Genomic DNA, 12,139 nt, shown 5'->3' with positions numbered 1-12,139 from the left:
TACCATTCATATATGAAAATCCCCATTGTCAAACGCTTTCTACTCATCAATCTGATTCTTCTGCTCATAGCATGTCAAGAAAACCAAAATCGGGGTCAAATAAATACGGTCAAAGGAAGCATTGATTCGTCAGGATTAGGATTGACTTTAACCCATGAACACATCATGTCAAATTATGGTAAAGCCATAACAGCGACCTCGACTTATGACAGCCTAAAGTTGTTCGAGCAGGTTATTCCATATGTAAAGCGCTTGAAAGCGTTAGGGGTACAGTCAATTTTTGATTGTACCACGGCGTATTTCGGTAGAAGAAGTGACCTGTTGGAAATAATATCGGATGCTACGGGGGTTCAAATCATTACGAATACGGGTTTTTACGGAGCTGCAAATGATCGGTATATTCCAGAATTCGCATATACGGCAACCGCAAAATCGATTTCGGAAATTTGGATCGATGAATTCGAAAACGGAATTGATGGAACGCATATTAAACCGGGCTTTATCAAAATGGCTTTTGATGATGGCAAACCGCCTTCAGCAATTGACCAAAAGCTCTTCGAAGCGGGAATGCTGACCCATTTAAGTACGGGACTCACTATGGCCGTACATACCGGAAACAATAGGGAAGCCCTAAACTTACAGATCGACCTTTTAAATGCCCATAATATTGATCCAAGTGCATGGATTTGGACGCACGCCAATAAAGTTGAAGATGATACGATCTTAATTGATTTGGCCGCTAAAGGAGCATGGATTTCACTCGATGGCGTAAAGGCGTCCAATACGAAGGAATACCTAAAGCGCCTTAAACTTTTCAAACAAAAGAAACTATTGCATAAAGTACTATTGTCCCATGACGGGAATGGCTTTCCAAGCGGTGGTGCGATTCGGGATTTTAATGCGATATTCGAAAATTTAATTCCGGAAATGTTGGAAAACGGGTTTACGGAAGATGATATCAATCAAATTTTGGTAGAGAATCCGAAAGAAGCGTTTCGTGTTGGCATAAGACAAACAGATGTTTAACTGCATGCGATATGAGTGAAGAATACAATGAGGCCATTGCCTATCATTATAACGCCTATCGTCCACCGCTACACGAGGTGATTTTAAGTCGAGTACTGGGAAATGATGAGCGATTTCAAGACGGACTTGACATAGGCTGCGGCACGGGCTATTCTGCTATGGCATTGGCAAAGTATTGTTCCCAAGTTTATGGGGTAGAACCTAGTGCGTCAATGCTAAAAAAAGCAATGCCCCATAAAACGATAACCTATCTTAATGGTTTTGGAGGTGCCCTGCCCATACCAAATAGTTCGGTGGATGTTGTCACTTTTGCGGGCTCTTTATTTTATGCGAAATCACCTGCGCTTATCAAAGAGCTCCGTAGGGTCTGTCGCGACCAATCAACGATTATTGCGTATGATTTCAACGTTTTGTTGGATGATGTGCTACAGTATTGCGACATCAGGCTCGACGAATCACCATCTGATTATGATTTTGAGGTAAATTTTGACGACACGAATGATTTTTCTAAAATCGTTACGCATCAAGAACAGGTCGACCTTGCTGTAACGGCATCGGAATTAGCGCATATCTTGTTTGCCGATGCTATTATTTACAAGGCGTTTGTCAAGAAATACGAGGTTGCCGATCCATTCCCGCACTTAGTTGGAAAATTGGCGCTGGCAACGGCACAACGTAACCTAAAAGTAAAAATCTATTTTTCAAAATACGAACGGAAAACAACTTGAGCTGATCAATTTTTATAAAAAAGCCCGTGTGATGGAATTTCCACTTTCTCGAAATCGTTACTTTGCCATAAGATGGTCAATTTTCTCCCGGCCCCTTGCTGAAAATAGTTGAACGTAATTTTAGGCATTCCGGTTTTTAAAGAAGAGGAGCCTCTTTTCATACGACTAAGAATTAGTACCTTAGTTTTAGCACCCTGCCTACCTTAGGGGGCGAACATTGTATGAGACCGTTCAAAAAAGTAAATAGATCCACAAAAACAAGTGATGCTTAACGACCTAATAATTATATCAAACTTTCACAAAAGCAGACGCGGTTCTTTTTTAATTGGTTTTGGCTATTCAAGCCTGGCTCCGTTAGCTGCCATTGCCGTATTTGAGCTATTTAAGTATTTTGATTTTTGGCAAACCTTTATCCATTATGTATTTATATTATCGCTTTTGCAATACCTGGTGTCAATGGGTAACGGAATCGTTTGGGCCGATAAAATATTTGCTGATAAAAATGACAGCCGATGGATAAAAGTTCTAAATATAAACCACTATGCGGGTATTGTTTGTGCCACTTTATTTCTAAACCTTCCTTTACTTTTTGGGTATATTGTACTTGAAGAGAATGAGTTCTTTCAATTACATTGGTTTAATTATGAGGGCACGACTTCCTTATTCGATCGGTATTTGTTTGGTATATCTTCGGTAATAAGTGGTTTGACAATGGGTATCAGTGATATATTCGATGTGACCGTTTCTACCGTTAGACCCTTATCCATAACAGGAAAAATCATCTTTTCCCTATATAATATTTTGCTTGCCACTATTTTTATAGCCTCCTATCTTAATATTTATTTTGGTGCCCAACGCATAACAAACATTAAGGCTTACATCGCGGCGAAGCTTAAAAGATCGTTGCGTAGTGTTATGGTCATAGTCCTCATTCAAATTTTGCTGTTTATGGCTACCTACTTTCTTAAGGAGTTTATACCAACTATCCTGTATCAAATCGTTTTTTATAGCCTTTTGACCATACCCTTCTTATTGCTCTACGCGCTATGGATTTGGTGGTATTTGATATACCTAAAGAAATTTGAACAATAGGGAGAACCTATAAGTATAAACGATGGCTTTGAGCGGGACAATGGGTGCGGACAGATACCGAAACTCTATTTGGGTATAGTGGATCGTAATGCGGATTACCGTTTATAGGATCGCATTTTCTAATATGACACTTCGAATATTGCCCATGCACTTTATTGGGGATGTCAAAGTAAAAAGACCTGGAAAAACGTAGCGGAATCAATTTAAAAAATGAACCCCACTAAAAACGGGGCTTTTACGGCCGACTTGTCTTACGGTTCGAGATGTTGTTCTTATATTGTTCGAAGAATTTAATAAAAGTGAATATATGATCCATAAGCTTTTAATACTCGTTTTGACGGGATGTGTTTCCTACAATGTTACAGCCCAACCGTACGAGGGTAAATTTGCTGAAGCGAACTACGACGAATCCAAAGTACCGGAGTACGAACTCCCTGACCTGTTTTCCTCGTTCGATGGGAAACGTATAAAAACGGTTGAAGATTGGGAAAAAATTAGAAGACCGGAAATCGTCGACTTTTTTGCCCAAAACATGTTTGGCGAAGTGCCCACACCTTCAAGTCCAATTAAAAAAACGTTCCAATTAATTTCTGAAGACCAAACCCTTTTTGATGGGCTATGTACTAGAAAAGATGTACGCATAACTTTTGAAAACGAATTAGGAAAAGTCACGATGCCACTAGTGCTGTTTGTTCCGACCAAGGCAGCAGATAAAGTTCCGGCAATTCTACTGGCAAATGGCAATGACATCAAACGGGAAGCCCTGAAAATAAACGACTCACAGCGTTACGGTCAAACCGAAAATGGAATTCCCTTGCATCAGCTAATGAGCCGTGGAATTGGGGTGGCAACGGTCGATTATCAGGCATTTGGCCGCGACAATGAAAATAAGGAAGGAAAAGTAAGTGGCGGAATTTCAAATCTTTTTTTTAAAAATGGCCAAAAATTCACAAAGGAAAATGAGTGGGGCATGATTGCCATCTGGGCTTACGCTTTACGCGCCGGAATGGATTATTTGGAAACCGATAAAGCGGTGAAGAAAAATCAGGTGGCAACACTCGGCTGCTCCATAGCTGGGAAAGTCGCGCTTTGGGCTGCAGTAACAGATACACGTTTTGGAATGACACTGCTGGCAACGGCAGGTCACGGAGGTGATGCCATCTGGCGCCGTGAATATGGCGAAACCTTACAAAACATGTGTACCTACCTGCCCACCTGGATTTGTAGAAATGCCAATACATACGCTAAAAATGTACATGACTTGCCTGTCGACCAGCACTCACTATTAGCTGCAATGGCACCACGCCCCCTTTATGTTAGTAATGGGCAGCACGACTTATGGGCCGACCAAAAGGGACAATGGATCGGAACGTACAATGCAGCCCCTGCATATCAACTTTACAAAAAAGACGTGGCGTTTACGGCAGCGGAGCAACCTCCGATCAACCAACCCATTATTAAAAGTACGATCGGTTACCACGTTCGTTCAGGTGTACATGGCCTTGAGTTGTACGATTGGGAACAATACATGAAATTTGTGGAATATCATTTTTTGAACATGGAACCAAGAAGTGTAGAAGAAGTTTATAAATAACAAAGCCGCAATAGGCTATCCGATTGTTAACTACTAATTGGAAAAGACCGTTAAACACCTATGAAAATTGAGCTACTAGCAAAGCACCAACATTGGCTGCCCACCATTGCCAGTTGGTATGTGAAAGAATGGGGACAAACCAAAGACCTTGAAGAGACTCAAAAAGAAATTGAAAACCTACAGGCGTATCGCAATGAAAATAAGGTGCCCTTGATATTGGTGGCTTTTGAAAAGGATACCTTGTTAGGCGTTGTGCAACTTAAAATACGTGAAATGACCATATACCCGAACTACCAATATTGGGTGGGTGGTGTTTTTGTAGGGAAACAACATAGAAATCGGGGCATTGCGAAACTCCTGGTACTTGAAGCCATTAAGAAAGCACGCGAACTGCATATCGACAAACTATATCTTCAAACGGAAAACCGAAGCGGAGGATTGTATAAAGAATTGGGTTGGTCGGCGATCGAAGAGGTAAATTATAATGGGGAAGATGTCGTAGTTATGCAAAAGGAAATTGCAACCACGATTACATAGCCTCAAAAGCCAGTGGCTTGCAACGGTTCTTTTATTGTAGCAGCGGTGCGCTAAAAATATACTAACTTGGTAGTTCCCTCTTCATATAGTATAAAACATTCTGCCAAACTATGCTTTCCAATATATTTGCTTTTTTTCTTAAGATTTCTCCAGGACTGAAGCGCGCGGTTTGGAAAAAACTATATCAGTATTTGGCCAAGAAGTATCCGACTGCGGAGTGGACCTATATGAACTACGGCTACGAACCGAACGACCAAGTTGCTCCAATCCCTTTGAAAGCCGAGGAAGAGCGTGACCGGTATATGATTCAGCTATATCACCATGTGGCAACAGCCGTCGACCTTACCGATAAAGTCGTAGTTGAAGTCGGCAGTGGTAGGGGAGGCGGTTCATCGTATATCAAACGTTATCTGAACCCAAAAACGATGACGGGAATCGATTATGCCCTAAACGCCATCGCATTTAGCAATAAACAGCATTCGGTTACAGGGTTGACCTTTATTCATGGGGATGCAGAAAATTTACCGTTGCCCAATGCAAGTGTCGATGCCGTCGTGAATATCGAATCTTCCCATTGCTACGGGTCAATGAAAAAGTTTGTGGGACAAGTTCATCGCGTGCTACGGCCTGGCGGGTATTTTTTGTTTGCCGACCTACGTCCTTCGGAAGCGATTGATGAACTTGATACAACTTTCCGTGCTGCAGGGTTTCAAGTACTTAAAAAGGAATTGATTTCGAAGGAAGTCGTTAATGCCATGGAGGCCATTCACGAATATAAGGTAGCCTTCTTTCAAAGCAGGGTAAAAGGCTGGTTAAAAAAGCCGCTAAATAATTTTTTGGGAGTCAAGGGTTCAAACATTCATAAGCTATTGGACAATGGGGAGATGGTCTATTATCATTATGTATTGCAAAAATGATGGGCCGCGGACTTCGCGAAGGTTTTTATAGCGCCGCGGCATTACATATAAAAATGGAATACAAAATTCGTTTAAAATAGTGCCAAAATTGGCACCAGTAATCAAAATAAAATACCGAAGAATAGTTATGAGTGATGTAAACGTAAGTAACGCAATGATTGCGATCTTGAATTGTCATTTAGCGATCCTTATCATCGGGTATAAAATGCAAAAAATAAGGGTATTGATTTCGTATGTAAACGCGGTTATGGTAATCGGTATTTTTGTTTTTTTGGCTATCGATAATCTTCCCGTAGAATAACATAATTTTGAATTTAGTGAATGGGTTGTACTCGGTCTTGAAGTGGGTATTTTAATAGGCGCCCTTTATGGCATTGGAGGGTTTAATAATAAAACGGCGGTAAAAGCTATAAACTATATGGGCTTTGGTATTCATTTATTAGCGACCTTGGGAATGCTTTATTATATGGCAACATTCAAACTGAATAGACTTTTTTAATGCCAAATGACGTTTGTGCATCAGTAGAAAAGGTGATGCTGTGCTTTTCCATAAAACAACCTAATGATAAAAATTTTTAAAATTAATATGGTGCTGCTATTGCTGGTATGCAATCAATTACCAAGCTATGCCCAATCAGAAAATGATATGACAAACCATTCCCTTATACTGCCGCTAAAAACCGGCAAAAACCCTAGTGTGCAATGGGAGACATTGGTCATTGCCCCGGTCAATCTCTTTATGCAAACACAACCGATAACCGATACCAGTCCGCATATACAACTCGAATTAAATGTCGTTGAAGATACGAATAGCTATACTACGTTTCTGTGGTACTATGGTGCGGCTAATGGAGGCGCAAAAACAAACTACCCCAAAGCCTATCAAAACTATGCCTTTGATCTAAAAATCGATACAGCGGAGGTAGCATTGGTGGTTAAGAAATTAACTTTTGAAAAGGCCCTATTTCTAGAGTTAGGGCAAACAGCGGTTATCGGAAACCTGACCCTTCGGTTTGAAGATTGTATAAGCGAATGGTCAACGGATAGTAATGGAGACCAGACCGATGCCTTTGCGACCTATACGATTTCGGTTTCGGAAGCGCAGGAGCAGCAAACCCTATCGTTTACGTCACTGGAAACACAAGGTGGAAACGAACTAGCCCTACCGTGGAAGTCTTATAAAATTTTGGTAAAGGAAACTACTGAAAAAGCAATAAAGCTAATGGTGTTTAAAAACAAATAAAAAATACACTCATTACGGAATTCTGTAATGCATATTTAAAAAAAATCAGGAGCTTTACCCTGAAAGCAGAACGAATATAAAAGACCCAATAAAAAAGCCTTTAGCTATACATAAACTTAGAAAATGGTGTGGTAAACCAGGGGTTTATATTTGTGGGCCTTTATTGCGAACATTTGGTATATTAGTTCTATCATATAAATATAGTTACTAGGGACTATATACAATTGTTGTAAAACATTTTGACCAACCTCCAATGAAAGGAATAATAACAGCCATTTTAGACACTTCAAAAGACAGATTAAAAAATCCTTTTATTGGAGCATTTGCTATTTCTTGGATAGCCATTAATTGGAAACCGATAGTTACCTTTCTATTTTCTGACACATCTATACAAGAGCGGATTGCATTAATTGAACTGAATTACGAATCGAATTGGAATATTCTATTTTTACCATTGATTTTCGCTGGTATTTATATTATTGTTTTACCCTATTTAATGTTAGTATTTGACCTAATTTCTAACAATGCCTTGAAAAAAAGAAAAGAAAATTTATTCGACCATAGATTTTATGATATTGAAGGGAGAAAAAAACTAGCTATTGGGGAAAGTGAGTTAGAAGATATAAAGGCTAATTACCGAGAAAAAGCGGATTTGAATAAAAAAGTTCAACAATTGTCTACAAACATTGAGAAAAAGAATGAATTTATTGAAAGCCTACAATCCAAAATAGAAACGCTTAATACGGATTATGAAAACTTAAAAAAATTATCTACTGATTCAATGAACTTAAGTTTTACTGTTGATGAAGAAAAAGAATTGAATAAAGAATACGCGGAATTTAGAAACGAAGATTTTTCAGAATATTTTACCGAAGTTGGCTCAGAAGTAAGTCAAAACAATTCAATACCTTCTAAAATTGACAAAATAATAATTGAAAAATACATTTATGCCGGAATAATAAAAAAGATAGTCGATAAAGAAGAGCAATCAATAAATTATGTTTTCACCCGTAAAGGAAGATTTTTCTGGAAAGAATATGTTAGTGGAATAAGAATATCTAGAAGTAACCCGGTATTTAAAAGTGGAGATAATTTACCGTTCTAAAAAAACGTTTTACAACACTATGTATGCGCAATGGCCGCTAAATTCTGGCGCTCCGCCAAGGCCACTACGCATACACTTACCGTTATGCTTTATTATGACAAAACCCAATAAACCAAGAAATGCCAATACTTAATGAGATAATAGATTGGGTGGAAAACAAGCCTATATTTTGGCAGGTAGCAATTGACCGCTTAATCCGAAATAGTGAACTAACTGATGATGACATATCTGAGTTGAAGGAGATATGTATGAGTGATTATGGCTTATCGGATTTTGATTTTGATGAAGTAGATTTTGAAGATTTAAGAGAATTTGCCGATAACTCAGCAAGCAATGAAAATGTAAGGCTCTCTAAAATCACCAATGTAGATAATATAAATGCCCTTTCGAAAACAAGTGAATTAGAATTTGCACCTAATGGGCTAACATTGATTTATGGTGATAATGGTTCAGGGAAATCAAGTTATGTCAGCATTTTAAAACATACTTGTAACACAAGAGGGCATAAGCCAAAAATAAATGACAATTTGTATGACCCAGCTTGTTTTGGAAATGATAAAAAAGCAGATGTAGAATATACTACTAATGGAACAAGCTTTTCAACTGTTAATCTTATCAATGAAAGTGTAAATGATAATACTCTAAAAAAAATTGATGTATTCGACACTTTTAGTGCCAACCATTACATTGAAGGTGAGGATGAGATTGCTTTTATCCCGCAAGGATTATCAATCGTGGAAAAATTGGCGGAAGCGGTTAATAAAGTTAAATCCCAACTAGACGTTGAGCTATCAGATCCCACTTTAGACAAGTTTGATTTTGAGCTTTTGGAAGTTGCTGAGGGTACAACAGCGAAAGTATTTCTCGATAATTTAAGTTCAGAAACAACACTTGACGAGTTAAGAGCAGAATCTATATGGAATAACGCAAAAAGTGCAAGAGTAGAAACTCTGACCAAAGAAATAGATAAACTAAAGGCGTCTGACCCAAAAAAAAGTTTAAAATCGAATGAAGAAAAAATTAAACGCTTTCGTATTTTACAAAATAAATTTCAAGCTTTAGAGAACAACTTGACAGGGCAGGCTTTAGTTAACTTTAAGCAAATACTAAATAGTTTTTCACAAACGAAAAAAGCACTCGCTGACTCTTCAGAAAAAGCCTTTTCAGATTTACCAATGGATGGAGTTGGGAATAGTTCTTGGAAATTACTGTGGGAAAGTGCTAGAAAATTTTACAATGAAAGTACTCAAACAGATAACTTTCCAGAAGTTACTGAAAACAGCAACTGTCCTCTCTGTTTTCAAGATTTAGGTGAACAAGCAAAAAATAGGTTCACTACGTTCGAAGAATTTGTAAGGAATGACATTCAAAAATCTTATGATGAAGCACTTGAAAAATATGATTTAGCAATTGATAATTTAGACAGACTTGAGTTCAATTTTAGCGAGCAAGAACCAATAGCCCTTGAATTAGACGAAATCGTTGAAAAGTACTCTGAGATACAAGCTGAATACTTAAAAATACTTTCAAATCAGAAAGATTACATAAAGAAGCTTTTTAACTCAAAGAAAACAGTTGAAAGTATTTACCCTGTTGAGATTGATGACACCCCTAAAACTTTAATTCAAGAACTCATTAAAGAGTTAGAAGCAACTAACGAGAAATTAAAGGTTCAATCCATAGATGAAGATTTAAAACCACTTGTCAAGGAATTATATCAGCTAAAAGGAGGAAAAAAGATTTTTGATTACAAATCAAAATTGGGTCGTGAAGTTTATCGACAAAAAAAGATTAAGCTACTAAATCAATGCCTGAGTATATGTAATACTCGAACAATTACAATTCTAAGTAATGAGTTAACAACTAATTACGTAAATCAAAATCTCAAACAGAATTTCCAAACGGAACTAAAAAAATTAGGTTTTAAAAACATCAAGATTGAAACTGAAACTAAAGGGCAAAGAGGCAAGCAATATTACTACCTTAGACTTGACGAAAATAACACAAACGGAATCGCATTAAAAGATGTCCTAAGTGAAGGAGAACACAGGTGTATCTCTTTATCTACTTTTTTATCTGAATTGTCAATTTCGGAACACAAAAGCGCAATAATTTTTGACGACCCTGTATCTTCACTTGACCACAAGTGGAGAAATAAAATTTCTAAAAGGATTACAGAAGAAGCATTAGAAAGACAAGTTATTGTATTTACCCACGATATTACTTTTCTATTAATGATAGAGGAGCATTGTTCAAAGCTAAATTGTGACTTAGATGTAAAAAGTCTGACTAGGAAAAAAACTGAGACGGGCATAATTGCAACGAACCCACCTTGGGACACTCTTTCGGTTAAAAAACGTCTTGGAGTCTTGAAAAATGGTTTAGTTAGGTTAAAATCAATTGAAAAAAATAAAACCGAAGAGGTTTACAGAGAACATGCAAAACCCTTTTATGGTAAACTAAGAGAAACTTGGGAAAGGTTTATTGAGGAAGTTTTATTAAATAAGGTTGTTCAAAGATTTGGAAGAGAAATTCAAACTTTAAGGATTAAAGTGCTCACAGACCTAACAGATAACGACTATAATCTGATTGAGGAAAACATGAAAAAATGTTCGACTTATATGAGGGGGCATGATTCCTCAGGTGCTTTAATTGAAACTATGCCAGACTCTGATGAAATCGAAGCTGATATTAAAGTACTAGAAGATTATTTAGATGATATGCGAAAACGAAAAAGACAATAAAAAACAAAGCGTAACACGGGTAACCGTTACAAACCCATTAATTCAGAAAAAAGGTTAAACACCCACCTTTAGAAGCTTTTTTGACGTCAAGGCAGTTGTAGCAAGCTAATTTCCAATGTTCCGATTTTATCACCCCATTGCCGATTTTTTACCCAATTACCGCTAAACACCGATAACCAGTTTATACCCGACCCCGCGAATGTTTACAATTTTTACCTTGGGGTCCGCTTCGAATTTCTTGCGCAATTTCGATATAAAAACATCCAGGGTCCTGCCCACATAATCGCCTTCGTCTCCCCAGACCTTATTAAGAATCACCTCGCGTTCCACACTAGTGTTGACCGCGTTGTACAGTAATAAGAGCAGATCGGCTTCTTTGCCGGTCAACTCCGTTCTTTGATCTTTAAATACTAGTGCCGTATTCCTTTTGTCAAATTGGTAGTCACCCAAGGGAATCAAATTCGGATCGACACTGGCCTTACGCCTTTTCCTCCACAGAAAAACAAGGGCCCCTAACATAAAAACGAGCAGTAGCGCAAGAATATAGGGTACTTGCCCTGCTTTAAACGACGATCCGCCCGAAGCACCTTGGGCAACGTCTTGTACTGATACCATGGGTGTATCTGGCCCCATCAAGGTGAATAAAAGACGATAACAGGCCTTGGGTTGAACCCTTGATTTGCATGGAATAATGTCCGTTTGTTCCCAATCGTTCATTTCATAACTATAGACCACCGCACCGGTTTCGCATTGCGCTACCTCTACGATATAGCTGCTGGCCATACCCGTTTCGTTGACCACTTGATTGATCGTAGCCACCAGGTCTTCCGGGTAGAATTCAAAGGCAGCTTCGAATGGAATGCTATAGCGATCACCTTCCTTTTTGATCGGTAATACGCGAGAGATACTATCACCGGAGCTGAGCAGTACCTGATGTCCGATCATCCGCAATGAGACTTCGATATGTCTTTCGTCTGGCCGCAATTGGGCAGTACTCCTGAAAATAAAAAGCAAGAGGCATACAAATGTGAACAAAGCTATTTTAAACGGTCTTGGGCCCATGCTACAAAACTATTTATATCTGTGGAAGTTTAAGTTGTTTTACACAAAATTTACATCATTTTACATTTGAGATACCGATTGAAAGGGCTAT

The 12,139-nt window shown here is 38.3% G+C and carries 12 protein-coding genes; 10 read left to right on the top strand and 2 right to left on the bottom strand.

Going from position 1 to position 12,139, the window contains the following annotated elements:
- The first annotated feature begins 12 nt into the window (after positions 1-12).
- Both AACZ88_RS01440 and AACZ88_RS01435 read left to right on the top strand, forming a co-directional pair.
- Positions 13-1,026 carry a hypothetical protein gene (locus tag AACZ88_RS01440; protein WP_339705117.1) on the top strand — a complete coding sequence of 338 codons (1,014 nt, stop codon included), beginning with the start codon at positions 13-15 and terminating at the stop codon, positions 1,024-1,026.
- A gap of 11 nt (positions 1,027-1,037) precedes the next feature.
- Entirely contained in the window at positions 1,038-1,754 is a 717-nt protein-coding gene (locus AACZ88_RS01435; protein WP_339705114.1) for a class I SAM-dependent methyltransferase, read from the top strand.
- A gap of 5 nt (positions 1,755-1,759) precedes the next feature.
- Here AACZ88_RS01435 and AACZ88_RS01430 read toward each other — a convergent pair whose 3' ends face one another.
- A complete protein-coding gene (locus AACZ88_RS01430; protein WP_339705111.1) occupies positions 1,760-1,915 on the bottom strand; it encodes a hypothetical protein in 156 nt (51 codons plus the stop codon).
- Between the two features lie 103 nt (positions 1,916-2,018).
- Between AACZ88_RS01430 and AACZ88_RS01425 the strand changes: the two genes are divergently transcribed.
- From AACZ88_RS01425 to AACZ88_RS01390, 8 genes are all read left to right on the top strand, one after another.
- The gene (locus AACZ88_RS01425) at positions 2,019-2,846 is read left to right on the top strand and encodes a hypothetical protein (RefSeq protein WP_339705109.1); all 828 of its coding nucleotides are present in this window, start codon (positions 2,019-2,021) and stop codon (positions 2,844-2,846) included.
- A 307-nt stretch (positions 2,847-3,153) separates the two neighbouring features.
- The gene (locus AACZ88_RS01420) at positions 3,154-4,440 is read left to right on the top strand and encodes a hypothetical protein (protein WP_339705107.1); all 1,287 of its coding nucleotides are present in this window, start codon (positions 3,154-3,156) and stop codon (positions 4,438-4,440) included.
- A 60-nt stretch (positions 4,441-4,500) separates the two neighbouring features.
- The gene (locus AACZ88_RS01415; RefSeq protein WP_339705105.1) at positions 4,501-4,977 is read left to right on the top strand and encodes a GNAT family N-acetyltransferase; all 477 of its coding nucleotides are present in this window, start codon (positions 4,501-4,503) and stop codon (positions 4,975-4,977) included.
- A gap of 110 nt (positions 4,978-5,087) precedes the next feature.
- Positions 5,088-5,894, top strand: coding sequence for a class I SAM-dependent methyltransferase (locus AACZ88_RS01410; protein WP_339705103.1), 807 nt, complete (start codon positions 5,088-5,090; stop codon positions 5,892-5,894).
- Between the two features lie 88 nt (positions 5,895-5,982).
- Entirely contained in the window at positions 5,983-6,195 is a 213-nt protein-coding gene (locus AACZ88_RS01405) for a hypothetical protein (RefSeq protein ID WP_339705101.1), read from the top strand.
- A 261-nt stretch (positions 6,196-6,456) separates the two neighbouring features.
- The gene (locus AACZ88_RS01400) at positions 6,457-7,137 is read left to right on the top strand and encodes a hypothetical protein (protein WP_339705099.1); all 681 of its coding nucleotides are present in this window, start codon (positions 6,457-6,459) and stop codon (positions 7,135-7,137) included.
- Positions 7,138-7,390: 253 nt separating this feature from the next.
- Positions 7,391-8,242, top strand: coding sequence for a hypothetical protein (locus AACZ88_RS01395; protein ID WP_339705097.1), 852 nt, complete (start codon positions 7,391-7,393; stop codon positions 8,240-8,242).
- A 119-nt stretch (positions 8,243-8,361) separates the two neighbouring features.
- Positions 8,362-10,986: an AAA family ATPase gene (locus tag AACZ88_RS01390; protein WP_339705095.1), complete on the top strand. Its 2,625-nt coding sequence runs from the start codon at positions 8,362-8,364 to the stop codon at positions 10,984-10,986.
- A 162-nt stretch (positions 10,987-11,148) separates the two neighbouring features.
- On the opposite strand, the gene AACZ88_RS01385 is transcribed toward AACZ88_RS01390, so the two are convergent.
- The gene (locus tag AACZ88_RS01385) at positions 11,149-12,048 is read right to left on the bottom strand and encodes a winged helix-turn-helix domain-containing protein (protein ID WP_339705093.1); all 900 of its coding nucleotides are present in this window, start codon (positions 12,046-12,048) and stop codon (positions 11,149-11,151) included.
- Positions 12,049-12,139: the final 91 nt, after the last annotated feature.

The organism is uncultured Kriegella sp., assembly GCF_963975415.1.
GTDB lineage: Bacteria > Bacteroidota > Bacteroidia > Flavobacteriales > Flavobacteriaceae > Kriegella.
The sequence above is the reverse complement of the archived record's forward strand: the minus strand, read 5'-3'. Positions and strand labels throughout refer to the sequence as shown.